The sequence below is a fragment of the Sphingomonas floccifaciens genome, assembly GCF_042681125.1.
GTDB classification, from domain to species: Bacteria; Pseudomonadota; Alphaproteobacteria; order Sphingomonadales; family Sphingomonadaceae; genus Sphingomonas; species Sphingomonas floccifaciens.
On the sequence record NZ_JBHUFC010000003.1, the window covers coordinates 101,312 to 118,911 of the forward strand.

Below are 17,600 nucleotides of genomic sequence, written 5' to 3' on the forward strand. Positions count from 1 at the left end.
CCCCGGTCCGTGCCGAACGAACCGGACAAGATCGATCAAGTCGCGTGCGTCAAATCCGTTCGCCACTCAGGCGCTGGCAGACCATGTCGAGCTGATCGAGCGTCGAATAGGTGAGCGTCAGCGTGCCACCCTTCTCGCCATGGGCGATACGAATGCCGAGCCCGAGCAGATCGCCAAGCTGCCGCTCCAATGCGGCGATATCGGCGTTGGGGGCTGAATCTTGCCTGGGTGCGGCAGCCGTCCGACCGCGTCGTGCGTCGGGCTTCACCGAGCGCGCGAGCTTTTCCGTATCGCGCACTGACAGTCCGTCATCCACCACGCGGCGGGCGAGGGCGACGGGGTCGGGGGCGCCGATCAGCGCGCGGGCATGACCCATCTCCAACTCGCCATCGGCCAGCATCTTGCGGACACCGTCGGGCAAGTCGAGCAGGCGCAACAGGTTCGACACATGGCTGCGCGACTTGTCGACCAGCTTGCCGAGCGCTTCCTGCGTATGGCCGAACTGATCGATCAGCCGTTTGTACGCTTCGGCCTCTTCGATCGCGTTCAGGTCCGCGCGCTGGATATTCTCGACCAGCGCGATTTCCATCGTGTCGGCGTCGCTCAATTCGCGAACGATGACCGGGATCTCGTGCAGCCGCGCCCGCTGCGCCGCGCGCCAGCGGCGTTCGCCGGCGACGATCTGATAGTCGTGGCCGTGCGGCCGGACGACGATCGGTTGGATCAGCCCGCGCGCCGCGATCGAGCGGGCAAGTTCGTCCAGCTTGTCCTCGTCAAAGTGCCGGCGCGGCTGATCCGGATGAGGCGTGAGCGCGCTGACCGGCAAGGTGCGGACACCGGTCGGGACCGGCGCGCCGTCGCTACCGACCGGCGCTTCGACCACGGCGTCGCCCAGCAAGGCGCTGAGGCCGCGACCCAGTCCCGAGCGGGGCTTCGAACGAGTGGCGGTGGGCGTATCGTCGGTCATGCGGCGGCCTTGGCGACATTGGGAAGGCGGAGGATCAGTTCGCGTGCGAGCGCCATATAGGCCTGCGACCCGACGCACCGATAATCGTAGATGAGCGCCGGCAGACCGTGGCTCGGCGCTTCGGACAGGCGCACGTTGCGCGGGATGACGGTGTCGAAGACGACCTTGCCTAGAACGGCGCGCACATCGTCGGACACCTGATCGGTTAGGCGGTTACGCCGATCGAACATGGTCAGCACGACGCCGAGGATGGATAGGCCCGGGTTAAAGCGTGACCGGATTCGCTCGACCGTACTCAGCAGTTGGCTCAGCCCCTCCAACGCGAAGAACTCGCACTGCAGAGGAACGAGCAGCGCGTGCGCGGCGACCATCGCGTTGATCGTCAGCAGGCCCAGCGACGGCGGGCAGTCGATCAGCACGACATCCCATCGCGCATCGCTGCGCTGCACAGCACGATCGAGGCGGTGCGTCCGGGCATCGAATTCGATCAATTCGATTTCGGCGCCTGACAGATCGACCGTCGCGGGGACGATGTCGAGCCGGGGCACCTGCGTGGCAATGGCTGCCTCGGACAGCGATGCATCACCGACCAGCAGATCGTAGCTGGACGTCGCTCGGTCGGCGCGGCTGACGCCCAGACCGGTAGAGGCGTTGCCCTGCGGATCGAGATCGATCAGCAACACGCGCGACGCGGTAGCGGCCAGCGCTGTACCGACGTTGATGGCGGTCGTGGTCTTACCCACCCCGCCCTTCTGATTGGCGATGGCGATGACCTTCATCGCGGCGCGACCTGCGTTGCGATGACGATTCCGGAAGCGGGGTCGACGATGCTCTGTTCCACGTGGAACTGTCCTTGCCACGACTTCCGCGCCATCGCCACTTCCGATTGCGCCGCTTCGCCCTTTGGAAGGACAAATACCGTCTTTCTATCGGAAAAGCCCTTCGCCGCCGTCAGCAAGGCGCTCAAGTTTGCGACGGCACGCGCTGAAACGACATCTGCGACGTCATCGAGTTTCGTGACTTGCTCCGCCTTCGCCTGGATGACGTCCACCCGCAATTTCAGGTCTTTCGCGCATGTGGTCAAAAACGCGCTGCGAAGTTTGCGCGGCTCGATCAGGGTCACGCGCAAATCGGAGAGACACGCGATCACAATACCGGGAAGCCCTGCCCCCGACCCGATATCGACCCAGTGCGACCAATGGCGTCCCGCGTGCAGCAACAGTTGCGCAGAGTCGACGATGTGCCGCGCCCATAGAACCGGGATCGTAGCCTTTGAAATAAGGTTCTGTCGCTCACTCTCGGCCAGCAGCATTTCGACATAGCAGTGCAGATTTGCGACTTGAGCGTCACCAAATCTACTCGCCAGCCAAGCTTTAGCCTCATCCTCGGTCATGCTGCCAGTCGTTTCACGTGAAGCAATATCGCGGAAAGCGCCGCTGGAGAGATGCCGCGGATACGCGAAGCAGCGTCCAACGTTGCCGGTGAGGCCAAAGTCAGCCGCTCGATCATCTCAGACGATAAGCCCGGGATGCCGTTGTAATCGATATGGGCTGGTAGCTTCGTGAAAGCAGATCGTTGGCGCTCCGCCACATCCCTCGCCTGGCGTTCTAGATATGGGGCGTAGCGGGCATCCTCGACCGCTTCTGCCACGATCTCGCTTGCAGCCAGCACGTCATCGTCGACGCAATGAACGACGTCGACACCGGGGAAGCGCAGCCATTCGCGCAACGTCCGCCGCGCTCCGTCCGCCACGACCAGGGCGCCCCTGTGACACATCTCATCAGAGGTCGCGGTTTTCATGAGCATGGTATCGATTGCGGCCCGCTGATCTTCCCGCCGATGGACCTGCTCGAGGCGGGCGGCGGACAGACAGCCCGCAGCCTTCGCGACCGGTGAGAGCCGGGTCTCGGCGTTGTCGGCGCGAAGCCACAGCCGATGCTCAGCCCGAGCCGTGAGCATCCGATAGGGTTCGGTGACGCCCTGCAACGTCAGGTCGTCGATCATCACCCCGAGATAGCTGTCCGATCGATCCAGAACGACAGGAGCGATGTCGAGCGCGACCGCAGCTGCGTTCAATCCCGCGACCAGCCCCTGCCCCGCCGCCTCTTCATAGCCAGTCGTTCCGTTGATCTGTCCGGCGCAGAACAGACCGCCGATCGCGCGCGATTGCAGATCGTCGCCGAGCGAACGCGGATCGAGATAATCATATTCGACGGCGTATCCCGGCTCAACGATGCGACAGCGCTCGAGGCCAGGGATCGACGCGATCAACGCCGCCTGGATATCGACCGGCAACGACGTGGAGATACCGTTGGGATAGACGAGCGCGTCGTCCAATCCCTCCGGTTCCAGAAAAATCTGATGGCCATCCCGGTCACCGAAGCGGTGAACCTTGTCTTCGATCGACGGGCAATAGCGCGGGCCATTGCCTTCGATCGCACCACTGAACAAGGGCGAGCGATCGAGGCCGCTCCGGATGATATCGTGCGTTTCGGCCGTGGTTCGGGTGATCGCACAGGCAATCTGCGGAAGGCGGGGCGTCGTCGTCATCGGCGACATCGTCCATACGTCGCCATCGCTGGGCTGCTCGGCAAGCCCCCCCCAATCGATCGTCCGACCATCGAGCCGTGGCGGCGTTCCGGTCTTCAGACGGCCGAGCGGCAGTCCGATCCCGCGCAACTGGTCACCAAGCCGGGTGGCGGCGCGTTCATGGACCCGACCGCCTTCCGCCCTCTCCTCTCCGCGGAAGATGCGTCCGCCCAGAAACGTGCCGCTCGCGATGACGACGGCGGGCGCCGACAGTATCGAGCCGTCGGTCAACGCGACGCCGGCGACGCGATCGCCATCCGTTAGACGAAGAGCCTCCGCCTCGCCTTCGATGACCTTGATGGTCTGTTCGTTTGCAATGACGCGCTGAATTGCAGCGGCATAGAGGCGACGGTCGGCCTGGATACGGGGGCCGTGGACAGCGACGCCCTTGCTGCGATTGAGCATCCGATAATGAATAGCGGCAGCGTCGGCCGCACGAGCGATAAGGCCATCGAACGCGTCGACTTCACGAACAAGATGGCCCTTGCCGATCCCGCCGATCGCGGGGTTGCACGACATCGCGCCGATCTTCGCGGCATCAAAGGTCAGCAGCGCGACCGACGCGCCACGCCGTGCGGCCGCAGCAGCAGCCTCGGTCCCGGCGTGGCCGCCGCCGATCACGATGACGTCGAATATGGTCATGAGAGCGATTTATGCCTTCACGGCGAGGGCGTCAAAGGCGTTCCACGTGAAACGCTACTTGCCGATGCAGAACCGGCCGAAAAGCGCATCCAGAACATTCTCGACGTGGGACTGGCCGGTAATCGCATCGAAAGCCTGACCCGCTGCTCGCAACTCCTCCGCTATAATCAACGGATCAGCCAACTGCGCTGCGCTGCACAAACCTGCGCGTGCACTGCCGCAGAGATCGCGCTGTCGAACGTTGAGCGCCGGGACGTCGCCGGAGGGCAGCAATGTCGCGGCGATATGCTCCATCCTCGACCATAGAGTCGCAACACTATCGGTATCGTGCGTCGATACGGCCAAGCGACCGGCGGGCACCGATGCTCGTTCGGCCAGGTCGGCTCGCGGATGAACCGCGATCACATCGACGCCGTCCGGAGTCGGCGGGGTATCGTCACCCAGCCACAGCAGGATATCCGCGGCGCCGATGCTGTCCCGCGCTCGTGCGATCCCGATCGCCTCGATTGGATCATCGGTTGCCTCGGCCAACCCAGCGGTGTCGGTGATCGTCCAGGCAATGCCGTTGCGGACGACGGGTGCCTCGATTCGATCCCGCGTCGTACCGGCGATCGGCGAGACGATCGCGGCATCGCGTCCCACCATCGCATTGAAAAGCGTCGACTTGCCGCTGTTCGGCGGGCCGGCCAGGACGACACGGATACCGTCGCGCAAGCGCTCGACCGGTGGCTGGGCCAGCACGTCCGCAATCACATTGGCCAGACCAGACGCCCCCGCGCGGACTTCGGCCAGGATCGCGTCATCATCGGCTGCGTCGGCTTCGTCGCTATGGTCGATCGCCGCTTCGATCGCTGCGGACAGCATCAGCAGGCGATCGTTCCACAGACCGATGGTCTGGCGCAAATGTCCTTCGGCCGCACGCATTGCGGTCCGACGCTGGCCTTCGGTCTCGGCGGCCAGCAGGTCGGCGAGCCCTTCCGCCTCGGTCAGGTCGATCCGCCCGGCTTCCAGTGCGCGCCGCGTAAATTCCCCCGGCTCTGCGCCGCGCAGCCCCTGCATCGCTCCCAGCACCGCCTCCATCCGCCGCACCACGGCGCGTCCGCCGTGGAGGTGGAGTTCAGCGAGATCCTCCCCTGTCGCAGTCGCCGGGCCAGGAAAGATCAGGACCAGCGCACGGTCGATCGTCTCGCCGCTGGCCGGATCGCGCAACCGGCGCAGGCTCGCCCGGCGCGCGTCAGGCAGACCGCCGGCGATCGCAGCGACCGCGTCAAACGCGGCGGGACCGCTGATCCGGATGACCGCCAGTGCTGCCGGCGGCGCGCCGCTCGACAGTGCGAAGATCGTGTCGGTCATCCGTCGGACTTGGTCCCCGCCTCGAACATCCGGCGCCAGAAGTTGAGCCCCGCCTCCCCCATCGGCGCCCAGCTCTTCATCATCGTCTCGATCATTTCCGGCGGCACCCCGCCCTTCATCGTGTCGAGCAGCATGGCGACATAGCGGTCGTGAATCGGGCTGAGGTCGGGCAGGCCCATCGCCGCACGCGCTTCCTCAGGCGTGCAATCGATCGTGACGTTGATCTTCATGGGCCGTTTCCCCCGTGTTAGCGTTCTGGCACCACCGAGGCGCCATCCGTCGCCTATCACATATTATACCGATCAGGAGCATGCCCGAATGACCGATACGACGATCCCTACTCTGGACAGTGACGACAGCTTCTCGGCCTATGTCGCCCGACCAAGCGGAACGCCGACCGCCGCGATCGTCGTCATCCAGGAAGTGTTCGGTGTGAACCCCGGCATCCGGCAGAAGTGCGATCGTCTGGCCGCCGAGGGCTATCTGGCGGTGGCGCCCGACCTGTTCTGGCGGATCGAGCCGGGTATTCAGCTCAACCCCGATGTCCCGGACGAACTGAACCGGGGTCTCGAACTGTTCGGCGCGTTCGATCAGGATGCCGGCATCCGCGATATCGAGGCGACGATCCGCTGGGCGCGCAGCGAGGTCGCAGGCGGCAAGGTCGGCTGCGTGGGCTACTGCCTGGGCGGGCGGCTCGCTTATATGACGGCGGCGCGGACCGATGTGGACGCCAGCGTCGGCTATTATGCGGTCGGCGTCCCCGACCTGCTGCGCGAGGCTCACGGAATTGCGCACCCGCTCCTGCTGCATATCGCCGGTGCCGATCACTTCGTCGATGCCGCGACCCAGGCGAAGATGCATGAGGGGCTCGACGATCATCCGAAGGTGACGCTGCTCGACTATCCGGGCGAAGACCATGGTTTCGCGACCGAGATGGGCGACCGCCGCTCTCCCGAAGCCGCCGACCGCGCCGATGCCGCGACCGCGGCATTCTTCGCCGAGCATTTGGGCTGATACGAAAAGGGGCGGCCCGTCCGGACCGCCCCGCTTTGCGTCAGGCGAAGAGTGTGCCCAACCCGACCTGTGGGTCGACATAGCCTTCGTAGATCATCTTGCTGGCGACATAGAGGATCACGAGCAGGCCGATATAGGCGATCCACTTGTACCGCTCGATATAGCGGGCGATCAGATTGGCCGCGATCCCCATCAGCGCCACCGACAGCAGCAGGCCGATCACCAGGATACCGGGGTGATCACGCGCCGCGCCGGCGACCGCCAGGACGTTGTCGAGGCTCATCGACACGTCGGCGACGGCGACCGCCCAGGCGGCGCCCATGAAGCTCTTGGCGGGCTTCAGATTGCCCAGTTCGTCGGCGTGGCCGGCATCCTGGCGCAGTTCGCGCCACATCTTCCACGACACCCACAGCAACAGCAGGCCACCGGCGAAGATCAATCCGACGACCTGCATCAGCTGGGTCACCGCCAGCGCGAAGACGATACGCAGCACCAGCGCGGCGATGATGCCGATCAGGATGACCTTCTTGCGCTGGTCGGCCGGAAGGCCCGCGGCCAGCGCGCCGACGACGATCGCATTGTCGCCCGCGAGCATGACGTCGATCATCAGCACCTGCAGGAACGCACTGAGCGCCGCCGGTGAGGTGATGTTGCTGAAATCAGCGACGATGTGTTGCCAAAGCTCGGTCATGGGACGAGCGATAGCGGGGTTCGGGCGTCCGCGAAAGACGCCACGACCACGGCATTACCGATGATAGGCGTTCTGCATATCCGCGAGCCAGCCCGCCTTGGGAATGACCGACGTACCGGTCGTGCGGCGGATGCGCGCCTGGTCGACATCGATCGGGTCGCCGAAGCGGATCGCGACCGAATTATCCTCGACCCGCACGACCTCCGCCAACGCGTTGTCGACCATGCCGATCGTGATCGCCACGACCTCCCCGACCTTCATGCCCTCGACGCCGGTCAGGCGTGCGCCCGTCGCCGACAGGTTGACGACGCGGTGTGTGGTCGGCGCAGGACGGTTGTGCCGATGCAGGATGCCCGACAGCATGACGCTGGTACGATTGGCGCGCAGGGGGCGGATCGGCTGGTCCATGAGTGCTAAGTAGCGGCAGGACGGCTAACGGAGGGTAAACGGCGTCCCGGAATTTGGTACGTGCCGAGGGTCAAACGGAAATGGCGTGGCAAAGCCACGCCGTCGACCCGGTCTGCGCCGGTCGGCCGTGCCGGTTGCGGGTCCCGGCGCAGCGTGCGCCGGGCCGCAGCCGTCACTGATTCATGCTGTCGAAGAAATCGTCGTTGGTTTTCGAATTCTTCATCTTGTCGAGCAGGAACTCCATCGCATCGACGGTGCCCATCTGCATGAGGATGCGGCGCAACACCCACATCTTGGTGAGCTTGTCCTTCTCGACCAGCAGCTCTTCCTTGCGGGTGCCCGACTTGCCGACGTCGAGCGCCGGGAAGATGCGCTTGTCCGCCACCTTGCGGTCGAGGACGATTTCCGAGTTGCCGGTGCCCTTGAACTCTTCGAAGATGACTTCGTCCATGCGGCTGCCGGTGTCGATCAGCGCGGTGGCGATGATCGAAAGCGAACCGCCCTCCTCGATGTTGCGCGCGGCACCGAAAAAGCGCTTGGGCCGCTGGAGCGCGTTCGCGTCGACACCGCCGGTCAGGACCTTACCCGACGACGGCACGACGGTGTTGTAGGCGCGGCCCAGACGGGTGATCGAGTCGAGCAGGATGACGACATCCTTCTTGTGCTCGACCAGGCGCTTGGCCTTTTCGATAACCATTTCAGCGACTTGCACGTGACGCGTGGCGGGTTCGTCGAAGGTCGAGCTGACGACTTCGCCTTTCACGCTGCGCTGCATATCGGTGACTTCTTCCGGACGCTCGTCGATCAGCAGGACGAGCAGGAAAACTTCCGGGTGGTTGTCGGTAATTGCCTTGGCGATGTTCTGCAGCATCACCGTCTTACCCACACGCGGGGGTGCGACGATGAGGGTACGCTGGCCCTTGCCCTGCGGCGAGACGATGTCGATGACGCGCGCCGACTTGTCCTTCTGCGTCGGGTCGAGCTGGTCGAGGATCAGCTTCGATTCCGGGTACAGCGGCGTGAGGTTGTCGAAGTTGACGCGGTGGCGGACCGCGTCGGGGTCGTCGAAATTGACCTTCAGCAACTTGGTTAGCGCAAAATAGCGTTCGCCGTCCTTCGGCCCGCGGATTTCGCCCTCAACCGTGTCGCCGGTGCGCAGGCCGTACTTCCGAACTTGGTTGGGCGAGATGTAGATGTCGTCCGGCCCGGCCAGATAATTCGCTTCCGGGCTGCGCAGGAAGCCGAAGCCGTCCGGCAGCACCTCGATCGTGCCCAGACCCATGATCTGGTCGCCGTTTTCCGCCAGCACCTTCAGGATCGCGAACATCAGGTCCTGCTTGCGCAGGGTCGATGCGCTCTCGACGCCCAGCTCTTCGGCCATGCTGACCAGCTCGGCGGGGCTCTTCTTCTTCAGGTCTTTGAAATGCATCTGTGGCGTCCGGATGGGAGGCTGTCGGGGGATTTTCGGGCGCTGCGTGGTCGAGGATCGACGGTGGCGCGAACGAGAGAGGAGGGAGAACGCGCCCACAAGGCTGCGGTTCGCGCTCCTGAGGCGAGTTAAGAGTCGGCTCGACCCAAGTCAACCCGCGTCAGAGGCATGTCCCAAATTCCCCCGTTCGTGCTGAGCTTGTCGAAGCACCGTACTTTGTGCCGCGAGCGATGTGCGGGCGTATCGCAGAACGGTGCTTCGCCAAGCTTAGCACGAACGGGAAATTGGGCGATCAGAAAGGCTTCACGACCACCAGAACGACGATCAGGATCGCCGCCAGCGCCGGGACTTCATTGATCAGCCGCAGCTGGCGGCCGGTGAGCGTCGCGTGACCGCGTGCAAGCTTTCGGGTATAGCCGATCGCCCAGCCGTGATAGCCGCTCAGCACAACGACCAGCAGCAGCTTGGCGTGGAGCCAGCCGAGCCCTGGCACCCCGTCGAACAGCCCGGCATTGACCGCCAGCAGCAGCCCGAGTCCCCAGACGATCACGAGCGACGGCGTCAGGATTATGCGGCGCAGCACGCCCTCGCGTTTCGTCCAGCGCGCTTCCTCGGCAGAGTCGCCCAATCCTTCCTGATGATAGACGAGATAGCGCGGCAGCATGAACAGCCCGGCCATCCAGAATATCACGAAGACGATGTGCACCGCCTTCACCCACAGATAGGATGCCCCGAGGAGGTTGGTCATGCTCGGCCCCGTACCCGATCGATCAGCCGCTGGACATGCTCGATCGGCGTGAATTGCCCGATACCGTGGCCCAGATTGAAGATATGCGGGCGATCGGCGAAGGCGTCGAGGATGCGGTCGATGCCGCTGTCTAACGCTACGCCGCCGGCGAACAGCGCGATCGGATCGAGGTTGCCCTGAACCGGCAGGCCGGTCGGCAGCACCGCGTTCGCCCAGGTGGGATCGACCGTCTCGTCGAGCCCGACCGCGTCCGGCTTCACGCCCGCGACATAGTCGACCAGCTTGGCGCCCGATCCCTTGGGAAAGCCGATCACCGGCGTGCCGGGGCAACGTTCGTGCAGCCGCTCGACGATGCGCGCGTTGGGGGCGATCACCCAATCCTCATATTGCGTCGGCGACAGACTGCCCGCCCAGCTATCGAACAGCTGCACCGCTTCCACGCCGTTCGCGATCTGCTGCGCGAGATAGTCTACGGTCAGGTCGACGATGCGATCGACCAGCGCCGACATTGCGCCGCGATCGACATAGGCAAGCGTCCGCGCCTCCGCCTGGTCCTTCGACCCCTGCCCCGCGATCATGTACGTCGCGACTGTCCACGGCGATCCTGCGAAGCCAAGAAAGGTAACCTCAGGCGGCAGGGCCGCGGATACCCGCGCGCAGGTGTCGTAGATCGGCTGGAGCTTGGCCGTGTCCGGTTCACCCAAAGCCTCGATCGCCGCATGGGTCGTCAGCTTGGGGGCGAGCCGCGGTCCCTCCCCCGCTTCGAACCACAGATCCTGCCCCAGCGCCCACGGCACCATCAGGATATCGCTGAACAGGATCGCTCCGTCGAAGCCGAACCGGCGGATCGGCTGGAGCGTGATCTCGGTCGCTGCTTCGGGATCGGTCGCGAGCGCCAGGAAGCCGCCCTTCTCCGCCCGCAACGCCCGATACTCCGGCAGATAGCGTCCCGCCTGGCGCATGAGCCACATCGGCGGCACCGACGGCATATCCCCACGGAGCACCCGCAAGAGCGGTTTCGAAGGCGCAATTCCGGTCACGTCGCGTCCCAACTTAAAAAGAAGAAAAGAGATATAAGGGTTGTTGAAGGTTGTTGGTGCGTGGGTAGCGGGGTTTCTTGCGGCGTCCAGACTCTGCCCACAGATTGACGCTCGAAAAGCCGCCATCCCTGCGCGATTCGATTCCACTATCCCCGGCATCAACAGCCTGTGGATAGAATGGCGAATTGTGATGTGCGTTGTGGATTAGCGTGGATGAACCGGCCGGAATTTGCCGGTTTGGCCGGCAAGGCGGTTTGCGCTACGTGCCGCCCCCATGTTGTCCACAGTTTCGTCCAGACGATGAGATTACACCTCCATCTCCTGTCGGATTCGACCGGCGAGACGCTGGAGAATATCGCCAAGGCGGCGCTGGCGCAGTTCGACGACGTCGATACCCAGCGGCACTTCTGGCCGATGATCCGCAACGAAGCGCATCTGGAGCGCGTGCTCGCCGAAATCGGGCAGCATCCGGGGCTGGTGTTGTTCACGCTGGTCAATCCGAACATCCGCATGATGCTGGAGGACCGGTGCCGGGCGATGGGCCTGCCCGCGGTTGCGCCGCTCGACGGCGTGAACGATGCGCTGTCCGGTCTGCTGGGACAGGAGGCGAAGGCGCGGCCGGGGCGGCAGCATATGCTCGACGCGGCCTATTTCGCGCGGGTCGAGGCGATCCAGTGGACGATCGCGCATGACGACGGCATCGCTTCGGACGATTGGGAAGAGGCCGATATCGTGCTGGCCGGGGTCAGCCGCTCGTCGAAGACGCCGACGTCGATCTACCTCGCCAATCGCGGATACAAGGCGGCGAACATCCCGATCGTGGTGGAAAGCCCCCCGCCCCCGATCCTCTACAGCCTGAGGAAGCCGCTGGTCGTCGGGCTGACGACGAGCGCCGACCGGCTGGTCCAGATTCGTCGCAACCGCTTGCTGTCGCTCAACCAGAAGACCGAAACCGCCTATGTCGAACAGGAATCGGTCGCGCGCGAGGTCGCCTATGCGCGCCGCCTGTTCGCCGACAACGGCTGGCCGGTGATCGACGTGACCCGCCGCTCGATCGAGGAAACCGCCGCGGCGATCATCGCGCTGGTCAGCGAGCGCAATTTGCCGAAGGTGGAACGATGAGAGTCATTTTGGCGTCGGGCAGCGCGTCGCGCCGGGCGATGCTGGAGGCGGCCGGCGTGGCGTTCGAGATCGCGCGGCCGAACGTCGACGAGGATGCGGCGAAGGCGTCGCTGCTGTCGGCCGATACGTCTCCCCGCGACGTGGCGGATGCGCTCGCCCAGCTGAAGGCGGTGAAGGTGTCGGCACGCGAGCCGGCTGCGCTGGTGCTCGGATCGGATTCGGTGGTCGAGCTGGCCGACGGGACGATGCTGGACAAACCGACCAGCCGCGAGGAGGCTGCCGACCACCTCCGCCGCCTGTCGGGCAAGCGCAGCCGCCTGCATAGCGCCGCGGTGATCGCGGAGGGCGGTCGCCCGGTGTGGCGCGAGGTCGATACCGCGCAATTGTTCGTCCGCCCGCTGTCGGATGCGTTCGTCGACGCCTATCTCGATGTCGAATGGCCGGCGATTTCCGGCTGCGTCGGCTGCTTCCGGATCGAGGGGCCGGGCGCACAGCTCTTTTCGCGGATCGACGGCAGCCAGTTCACCGTGCTCGGCCTGCCGCTGCTGCCAGTGCTCGATTATCTGCGGGTTCGCGGCGTCTTGATGTCATGACGCCATATGCCGAGGTGATCGGCGACCCGATCGCGCAATCGAAATCGCCGCTGATCCATAAGTTCTGGCTCGATGCCCTGGGGATCGCCGGCGATTACCGCCGCGTCCATGTGACGCCGGAGGTGCTGACCGACTACATCGAACGGCGTCGGCATGATCCGAGTTGGCGTGGCTGCAACGTGACGATTCCGCACAAGATCGCGGTGATGGACCTGGTCGATGATTTCGATGGCGTGCGCGGCACGATCGGAGCGATGAATACGGTGGTTCGCCGACCGGACGGCGCGCTGGTCGGAACGAACACCGACGCGGGCGGATTTGCCGCGCCCCTGGCCGGGGTCGACCTCGCGGGACGGCATGCGGTGGTCGTCGGCGCAGGCGGTGCCGCACGGGCGGTGCTGTTTGCGCTGAAGGGGCTGGGGATCGGTCGCGTGACGATCGTCAATCGCTCTGCGCTCAACGCTGCGGCGTTGCTCGATCGTGTCGGCGTGCCGGGAGATAGCGTTGCGTTTGGCGCGCCGATGCCCTCGGACGCGGCGCTGGTGGTGAACACCAGTGCGCTGGGGATGACAGGACAGCCGCCGCTCGATCTGGACCTGACGCCGCTCGGGGCAGAGGCGGTGGTGTATGACATCGTCTACGCGCCGCTGGAGACGCCGCTGCTGGCACAGGCGCGGGCACGGGGGCTGGCGACGGTCGACGGGCTGGAGATGCTGATCGGGCAGGCTGCCTTGGCGTTTGCGCTGTTCTTCGGGGCGGAGCCGCCGCGTGAGCGTGATGGCGAGTTGCGGGATTTGCTGACGGCGTGACGAGTCCCCCTCACCCTCACCCTTCCCACTCCCTGCGCGAGCGGGCCGCTTCCCTCTCCCATCGGGAGAGGGAGGGAGCGGCGCAGCCGCGGAAGGGTGAGGGCGACCGCCCCGTTATTCTCGGCCTCACTGGTTCGATCGGCATGGGCAAATCCACGGTCGCCGCGATGTTCGCCGATGCCGGCGTGCCCGTCTTCGACGCCGACGCGGCCGTCCATGCGCTGCAAGGCCCCGGCGGACGCATCGTCGCGGCGATCGAGGCGCGGTTTCCCGATACGACCGGGCAGGAAGGTGTGAACCGCACCGCACTCGGCGAGGCGGTGATCGGCAAACCGGAGGATTTCGCGGCGCTGGAAGCGATCGTCCATCCCGCGGTGGCCGAAGAGAGGGAGGCGTTTCTAGCCGCCCATGCCGATGCGCCGCTGGTCGTGCTCGACGTGCCATTGCTGTTCGAAGCCGGAGGCTGGCAGGCGGTGGACAAGATCGTCGTCGTCTCCGCGGCGCCTGAGATACAACGCGCGCGTGTGCTTGCTCGGTCCGGCATGACCGAGGCGCGGTTCGCGGCAATCCTGGCCAAGCAATTGCCCGATGCGGAAAAGCGGGCGCGGGCCGATTTCGTCATTCCGACGGATTGTTCGCTGGATGCGACGCGCGCCGAAGTGGGTCGTGTGATCGCTTGCGCAGGGCGCGCAGCGGGACGATAATATCGCGCATGCGCGAAATCGTATTCGATACCGAAACCACCGGCCTCAGTTTCGCCGGTGGCGACCGGCTGGTGGAAATCGGCTGCGTTGAACTGGTCAACCGGGTCGAGACCGGGCGGACCTATCACGCCTATCTCAATCCCCAGCGCGACATGCCCGAGGAAGCCGAGCGGGTGCATGGCCTGTCCGCCAAGTTCCTGTCCGACAAGCCTTTATTCGCGCACGTCGTCGAGGACATGCTGGAGTTTCTGGGCGACGCGCCGCTGATCGCGCATAACGCCGGGTTCGACTTTTCCTTCCTCAACGGCGAACTGACCAAGCACGGCCGGGCCGAGATCTGCCGCAGCCGGATGGTCGACACGCTGCAGATCGCGCGGACCCGGCATCCGGGTGCCAAGCATACGCTCGACGCGCTGTGCGTCCGCTATGGCATCGACCGGTCCCACCGTATCGTCCACGGCGCATTGCTCGACGCGCAGCTGCTCGCCCAGGTCTATGTCGAGCTGACCGGCGGGCGTCAGATCGGACTCGGCCTCGCGGTCGATACGGTCGTCGCTGCTCCCGCTGCCGTCGCCACCGTCCGCGCCGAAATGCGCCCGCCCCGCCCCCATGCCGCGACCCCCCAGGAACTGGCGGCTCATGCAGAGTTTATGAAGGGGGTGAAGGAACCGCTGTGGGGGGCGCCTGCGTTCGGTTGACGGACGGGGGAGCCATTCCTAGGTCCCCCACCCCAGAACGAGAAAAGGAGATACGCATGGAAATCCGGGTTTCGGGTCATCAGGTCGACACCGGCGATGCGCTGAAGAGCCACGTCGAGGAACGACTCCAGGGTATCGCCGACAAATATTTCAGCCGCGCCATCTCTGCCCAGGTGACGTTCGGCAAGGGGCCGCATGATCATGGCTTCAAATGCGACATCGTCGCCCATGTCATGCAGGGCCTGGTGCTGAAGGGCCATCACGAGACCGCCGGTGACGAAGCGCGCCTCGCCTTCGACGGTGCGGCCGACAAGATCGAGAAGCAGCTGCGTCGGTACATGCGCCGGCTGAAGGACCGCAATGCCGGCCAGGCGGCGGAGTTCGCGGAAGCCAATGGCTATGACAATGCCGGCTACACCGTGTTCAACGGCGGCGCGGAAGAAGAGGTCGAGGTCGCCGATGCGCCCCTGATCATCGCCGAGACGCGCGTCGATGTGCCGGACGCCAGCGTGTCGGACGCGGTGATGATGCTCGACCTGCGCAACACCAACGCGCTGCTGTTCAAGAATAGCGGGACGGGCAACTTCAACATGGTCTATCGCCGCCACGACGGCACGATCGGCTGGGTCGAGCCCAACCGGGCGGCCGGTTGATCGATCCGACCGGGTGAAGGGGGCATGATGACGACGGCCGATCTCGGCGACCTGCTGGCGCCCGAAGCGGTGCTGGCCGATGTCGCGGCAGGCAACAAGCGTGCGCTGTTCGCGGCGCTCGGGGCCGCCGCGGCCAGGGTCTGGTCGCTGGATGAGGGCGTCGTCGCCGCCGCGCTCGCCGCTCGCGAGAAGCTGGGTACGACCGGCTTCGGCGGCGGCGTAGCGGTACCCCATGCCCGGATCGAGGGGCTGGACGCGGTGCGCGGCGTGTTCGTCCGCCTCCCCCGTGCGATCGAGTTCGACGCGGTCGATTCGCTGCCCGTCGATCTGGTGTTCATGATGCTGTCGCCGCCGGAGGCCGGAGCTGATCATCTGAAGGCGCTGGCCCGCGTGTCTCGCCGGCTGCGCGACCGGGCGTTTGCCGAGAAGCTGCGCGGCGCCGGTTCGCGCGACGCCCTCTATGCGCTCCTGACCGCGGCCGAGACGCGTGACGCCGCCTGACGGCGGGCCTTCGGGAGCGGAGGCGCATTATCGGTCGCTCGAATCGCTCTATGCGTCGGCGCCGATCAACCGTCTGTTCGAATCACAGCTGACGATTCCCGCGGCCGGGGTCAGCCGGATCGCCTTCATGCTCGACGAACGTCATTTCCATGCCGCCGGGGCGATCCACGGCACCGCCTATTTCAAGATGCTCGACGATGCGGCCTTCTATGCCGCTAACAGCCTGGTCACCGACCGCTTCCTGCTGACGACCGCCTTCAACCTGCTGTTCACCCGGCCGCTCGGCCCCGGCCCTGTGGTCGCGGAAGGACGGTGGGTCAGCGGGCATCGCCGCGTGCTGATCGCCGATGCCCGGATGATCGACGCATCGGGCGAAGAGGTCGCGCGCGGAACGGGCACGTTCATGAAATCGCGTATCCCGCTTGCCGGCCTCGACGGCTATCGCAGCACGCCCGCGTGACGCCGCGGCTGACGTCCGAATTCCGGGTGAAGGCGCTCATCCGCCGCGTCCATGATGCCGGCGGATCGGCGATGGTGCTGGCGAAGGGCGATGCGATGTCGGGGGCGATCCTGGTCGTCGCGCTGAATCGCGGGCGTGATCCGTTCTGTTGGGAACGCGATCCGTCGGGGGTCGGACTCACCCCTTGTGGTCCGCGCGACTCCGCACCCCAAGATGTGGAAAATTACTGGCGTCGCCGTCGCCAGAACGACCCCGATCTGTGGGTGATCGAACTGGATATCGCATCAGCCGAACGGTTCGCCGCTGAAACGATCTCGACGAATTGACTCTGAACGCCCGATGACCGACGCGCGGGCTTCCTAAATTCGCGTTGTATCGGGCGGGGTGCGATCCCACACGGTTACGCAGTCGGGGGGATGACCCGCGACGGCCATGGATCAGGCGAAGAACGCCGTTCCCTCCAGCCGTCGCGCGTGCCAACCGCATAGTATCGAAGTTGAATGTCTCTGTTCGCTCGCGCCGCATCGTTTGCGGCGGTTACTCTATGTGCCGGCCTTCTGCTTGGCACCACGACGCCGGGTTTCGCGCAGGAAGTGCCTTCCGCGCATGTCTCGACGCTCAATGCCCTGGCGCTTCCCCAGGTTCCGATGACGCCCACCGCGCCGGATAGCGAAGCCACCCAGACCAAGATTCAGCCGGCCGTGGTCCAGACGGTCCAGTCGCTTCCCCAATCCGCTCCCGCCGTCGCTGACGATCAGGACGACGACGATTACGACACGCTGGCCGACGCCGTCGCCGACCAGTCGGGCGCACTCGACGATGCCGAGATGCGGTGCCTGGCCGCCGGCGTCTTCTTCGAATCGAAGGGCGAGCCGCTTGCCGGCCAGCTGGCGGTCGCGAAGACCATCATCAACCGCACCAAGTCGGGCCGCTTCCCCAAGTCGATCTGCGCCGTGCTGACCCAGGCCGGTCAGTTCTCGTTCGTCCGCGGCGGCACCGTGCCGACGGCCGAGGGACGCGCCGGATGGCAGACCGCTGTCGCCGTCGCCAAGGTCGCCGCGCGCGACCTGTGGGAAGGTACTGCCGACAACGCGCTGTATTTCCACGCTCGCCGGGTCGCCCCGAGCTGGCGCGCGACGAAGATCGCCGCGATCGGCAACCACGTCTTCTATCGCTGAT

Annotated in this window: 22 protein-coding genes; 11 read left to right on the forward strand and 11 right to left on the reverse strand. The window is 65.4% G+C overall.

Annotated elements, in window-relative coordinates; all coding sequences use genetic code 11:
- Positions 1-49: 49 nt before the first annotated feature.
- Genes ACFSC3_RS07425 through ACFSC3_RS07450 form a run of 6 tightly spaced genes read right to left on the reverse strand, consistent with a single transcriptional unit; the run spans position 50 to position 5,781 of the window.
- Positions 50-967, reverse strand: coding sequence for a ParB/RepB/Spo0J family partition protein (locus ACFSC3_RS07425; protein ID WP_380939780.1), 918 nt, complete (start codon positions 965-967; stop codon positions 50-52).
- The gene (locus tag ACFSC3_RS07430) at positions 964-1,746 is read right to left on the reverse strand and encodes a ParA family protein (RefSeq protein WP_380939781.1); all 783 of its coding nucleotides are present in this window, start codon (positions 1,744-1,746) and stop codon (positions 964-966) included. Before ACFSC3_RS07430 ends, ACFSC3_RS07425 begins: the two co-directional genes overlap by 4 nt.
- Positions 1,743-2,360 (reverse strand): 16S rRNA (guanine(527)-N(7))-methyltransferase RsmG, encoded by a 618-nt coding sequence (gene rsmG, locus ACFSC3_RS07435; protein ID WP_380939782.1) that lies wholly within the window; start codon positions 2,358-2,360, stop codon positions 1,743-1,745. Before rsmG ends, ACFSC3_RS07430 begins: the two co-directional genes overlap by 4 nt.
- On the reverse strand, positions 2,357-4,198 hold the full coding sequence (mnmG, locus tag ACFSC3_RS07440) for a tRNA uridine-5-carboxymethylaminomethyl(34) synthesis enzyme MnmG (protein ID WP_380939783.1): 1,842 nt from the start codon (positions 4,196-4,198) through the stop codon (positions 2,357-2,359). Before mnmG ends, rsmG begins: the two co-directional genes overlap by 4 nt.
- Positions 4,199-4,252: 54 nt before the next feature.
- Positions 4,253-5,551 (reverse strand): tRNA uridine-5-carboxymethylaminomethyl(34) synthesis GTPase MnmE, encoded by a 1,299-nt coding sequence (gene mnmE, locus ACFSC3_RS07445; protein ID WP_380939784.1) that lies wholly within the window; start codon positions 5,549-5,551, stop codon positions 4,253-4,255.
- Positions 5,548-5,781 carry a DUF6489 family protein gene (locus ACFSC3_RS07450; RefSeq protein WP_380939785.1) on the reverse strand — a complete coding sequence of 78 codons (234 nt, stop codon included), beginning with the start codon at positions 5,779-5,781 and terminating at the stop codon, positions 5,548-5,550. The genes mnmE and ACFSC3_RS07450 overlap by 4 nt, the downstream gene beginning before the upstream one ends.
- 88 nt (positions 5,782-5,869) lie before the next feature.
- On the opposite strand from ACFSC3_RS07450, the gene ACFSC3_RS07455 reads away from it, so the two are divergent.
- Positions 5,870-6,565, forward strand: a complete 696-nt coding sequence (locus ACFSC3_RS07455) for a dienelactone hydrolase family protein (RefSeq protein ID WP_380939786.1) — start codon at positions 5,870-5,872, stop codon at positions 6,563-6,565.
- A 40-nt stretch (positions 6,566-6,605) separates the two neighbouring features.
- On the opposite strand, the gene ACFSC3_RS07460 is transcribed toward ACFSC3_RS07455, so the two are convergent.
- The 5 genes from ACFSC3_RS07460 to hemE all read right to left on the reverse strand — a co-directional run bounded on the left by ACFSC3_RS07460 (position 6,606) and on the right by hemE (position 10,830).
- On the reverse strand, positions 6,606-7,256 hold the full coding sequence (locus ACFSC3_RS07460; protein ID WP_380939787.1) for a TerC family protein: 651 nt from the start codon (positions 7,254-7,256) through the stop codon (positions 6,606-6,608).
- A gap of 54 nt (positions 7,257-7,310) precedes the next feature.
- Positions 7,311-7,664, reverse strand: coding sequence for a PilZ domain-containing protein (locus ACFSC3_RS07465; protein ID WP_380939788.1), 354 nt, complete (start codon positions 7,662-7,664; stop codon positions 7,311-7,313).
- A gap of 172 nt (positions 7,665-7,836) precedes the next feature.
- Complete coding sequence (gene rho / locus ACFSC3_RS07470; protein WP_380939789.1) at positions 7,837-9,093, reverse strand: transcription termination factor Rho; 1,257 nt, start codon at positions 9,091-9,093, stop codon at positions 7,837-7,839.
- 292 nt (positions 9,094-9,385) lie between these two features.
- Positions 9,386-9,841, reverse strand: coding sequence for a CopD family protein (locus tag ACFSC3_RS07475; RefSeq protein WP_380939790.1), 456 nt, complete (start codon positions 9,839-9,841; stop codon positions 9,386-9,388).
- Positions 9,838-10,830, reverse strand: a complete 993-nt coding sequence (gene hemE, locus ACFSC3_RS07480) for a uroporphyrinogen decarboxylase (RefSeq protein WP_380940881.1) — start codon at positions 10,828-10,830, stop codon at positions 9,838-9,840. Before hemE ends, ACFSC3_RS07475 begins: the two co-directional genes overlap by 4 nt.
- A 351-nt stretch (positions 10,831-11,181) precedes the next feature.
- On the opposite strand from hemE, the gene ACFSC3_RS07485 reads away from it, so the two are divergent.
- The 10 genes from ACFSC3_RS07485 (at position 11,182) to ACFSC3_RS07530 (ending at position 17,599) form a co-directional block, all read left to right on the forward strand.
- Positions 11,182-12,003: a pyruvate, water dikinase regulatory protein gene (locus tag ACFSC3_RS07485; RefSeq protein ID WP_380939791.1), complete on the forward strand. Its 822-nt coding sequence runs from the start codon at positions 11,182-11,184 to the stop codon at positions 12,001-12,003.
- Positions 12,000-12,596 carry a Maf family protein gene (locus tag ACFSC3_RS07490; protein WP_380939792.1) on the forward strand — a complete coding sequence of 199 codons (597 nt, stop codon included), beginning with the start codon at positions 12,000-12,002 and terminating at the stop codon, positions 12,594-12,596. Before ACFSC3_RS07485 ends, ACFSC3_RS07490 begins: the two co-directional genes overlap by 4 nt.
- Positions 12,593-13,405: a shikimate dehydrogenase gene (gene aroE / locus ACFSC3_RS07495; protein WP_380939793.1), complete on the forward strand. Its 813-nt coding sequence runs from the start codon at positions 12,593-12,595 to the stop codon at positions 13,403-13,405. Before ACFSC3_RS07490 ends, aroE begins: the two co-directional genes overlap by 4 nt.
- A 116-nt stretch (positions 13,406-13,521) precedes the next feature.
- On the forward strand, positions 13,522-14,109 hold the full coding sequence (gene coaE / locus ACFSC3_RS07500; RefSeq protein ID WP_380940882.1) for a dephospho-CoA kinase: 588 nt from the start codon (positions 13,522-13,524) through the stop codon (positions 14,107-14,109).
- Between the two features lie 8 nt (positions 14,110-14,117).
- The gene (dnaQ, locus tag ACFSC3_RS07505; RefSeq protein ID WP_380939794.1) at positions 14,118-14,807 is read left to right on the forward strand and encodes a DNA polymerase III subunit epsilon; all 690 of its coding nucleotides are present in this window, start codon (positions 14,118-14,120) and stop codon (positions 14,805-14,807) included.
- Between the two features lie 56 nt (positions 14,808-14,863).
- Complete coding sequence (gene hpf, locus ACFSC3_RS07510; RefSeq protein WP_380939795.1) at positions 14,864-15,460, forward strand: ribosome hibernation-promoting factor, HPF/YfiA family; 597 nt, start codon at positions 14,864-14,866, stop codon at positions 15,458-15,460.
- A 24-nt stretch (positions 15,461-15,484) separates the two neighbouring features.
- A complete protein-coding gene (locus ACFSC3_RS07515) occupies positions 15,485-15,961 on the forward strand; it encodes a PTS sugar transporter subunit IIA (RefSeq protein WP_380939796.1) in 477 nt (158 codons plus the stop codon).
- Positions 15,948-16,421, forward strand: coding sequence for a PaaI family thioesterase (locus tag ACFSC3_RS07520; protein ID WP_380939797.1), 474 nt, complete (start codon positions 15,948-15,950; stop codon positions 16,419-16,421). Before ACFSC3_RS07515 ends, ACFSC3_RS07520 begins: the two co-directional genes overlap by 14 nt.
- A complete protein-coding gene (locus tag ACFSC3_RS07525; RefSeq protein WP_380939798.1) occupies positions 16,418-16,747 on the forward strand; it encodes a DUF1491 family protein in 330 nt (109 codons plus the stop codon). Before ACFSC3_RS07520 ends, ACFSC3_RS07525 begins: the two co-directional genes overlap by 4 nt.
- A gap of 174 nt (positions 16,748-16,921) precedes the next feature.
- On the forward strand, positions 16,922-17,599 hold the full coding sequence (locus ACFSC3_RS07530) for a cell wall hydrolase (RefSeq protein ID WP_380939799.1): 678 nt from the start codon (positions 16,922-16,924) through the stop codon (positions 17,597-17,599).
- The last annotated feature ends 1 nt before the right edge of the window (position 17,600 follow it).

What these genes read in the sequence shown, in the direction of transcription:
- mnmG (WP_380939783.1), bottom strand. Translation starts at nt 4,198, where the DNA reads ATGACCATATTCGACGTCATCGTGATCGGCGGCGGCCACGCCGGGACC.
- ACFSC3_RS07450 (WP_380939785.1), bottom strand. Translation starts at nt 5,781, where the DNA reads ATGAAGATCAACGTCACGATCGATTGCACGCCTGAGGAAGCGCGTGCG.
- rsmG (WP_380939782.1), bottom strand. Translation starts at nt 2,360, where the DNA reads ATGACCGAGGATGAGGCTAAAGCTTGGCTGGCGAGTAGATTTGGTGAC.
- ACFSC3_RS07465 (WP_380939788.1), bottom strand. Translation starts at nt 7,664, where the DNA reads ATGGACCAGCCGATCCGCCCCCTGCGCGCCAATCGTACCAGCGTCATG.
- ACFSC3_RS07430 (WP_380939781.1), bottom strand. Translation starts at nt 1,746, where the DNA reads ATGAAGGTCATCGCCATCGCCAATCAGAAGGGCGGGGTGGGTAAGACC.
- hpf (WP_380939795.1), top strand. Translation starts at nt 14,864, where the DNA reads ATGGAAATCCGGGTTTCGGGTCATCAGGTCGACACCGGCGATGCGCTG.
- aroE (WP_380939793.1), top strand. Translation starts at nt 12,593, where the DNA reads ATGACGCCATATGCCGAGGTGATCGGCGACCCGATCGCGCAATCGAAA.
- ACFSC3_RS07460 (WP_380939787.1), bottom strand. Translation starts at nt 7,256, where the DNA reads ATGACCGAGCTTTGGCAACACATCGTCGCTGATTTCAGCAACATCACC.
- ACFSC3_RS07425 (WP_380939780.1), bottom strand. Translation starts at nt 967, where the DNA reads ATGACCGACGATACGCCCACCGCCACTCGTTCGAAGCCCCGCTCGGGA.
- ACFSC3_RS07475 (WP_380939790.1), bottom strand. Translation starts at nt 9,841, where the DNA reads ATGACCAACCTCCTCGGGGCATCCTATCTGTGGGTGAAGGCGGTGCAC.
- dnaQ (WP_380939794.1), top strand. Translation starts at nt 14,118, where the DNA reads ATGCGCGAAATCGTATTCGATACCGAAACCACCGGCCTCAGTTTCGCC.
- ACFSC3_RS07455 (WP_380939786.1), top strand. Translation starts at nt 5,870, where the DNA reads ATGACCGATACGACGATCCCTACTCTGGACAGTGACGACAGCTTCTCG.
- ACFSC3_RS07530 (WP_380939799.1), top strand. Translation starts at nt 16,922, where the DNA reads ATGTCTCTGTTCGCTCGCGCCGCATCGTTTGCGGCGGTTACTCTATGT.
- mnmE (WP_380939784.1), bottom strand. Translation starts at nt 5,551, where the DNA reads ATGACCGACACGATCTTCGCACTGTCGAGCGGCGCGCCGCCGGCAGCA.
- rho (WP_380939789.1), bottom strand. Translation starts at nt 9,093, where the DNA reads ATGCATTTCAAAGACCTGAAGAAGAAGAGCCCCGCCGAGCTGGTCAGC.
- ACFSC3_RS07515 (WP_380939796.1), top strand. Translation starts at nt 15,485, where the DNA reads ATGATGACGACGGCCGATCTCGGCGACCTGCTGGCGCCCGAAGCGGTG.
- ACFSC3_RS07490 (WP_380939792.1), top strand. Translation starts at nt 12,000, where the DNA reads ATGAGAGTCATTTTGGCGTCGGGCAGCGCGTCGCGCCGGGCGATGCTG.
- hemE (WP_380940881.1), bottom strand. Translation starts at nt 10,830, where the DNA reads ATGCCGTCGGTGCCGCCGATGTGGCTCATGCGCCAGGCGGGACGCTAT.
- ACFSC3_RS07485 (WP_380939791.1), top strand. Translation starts at nt 11,182, where the DNA reads ATGAGATTACACCTCCATCTCCTGTCGGATTCGACCGGCGAGACGCTG.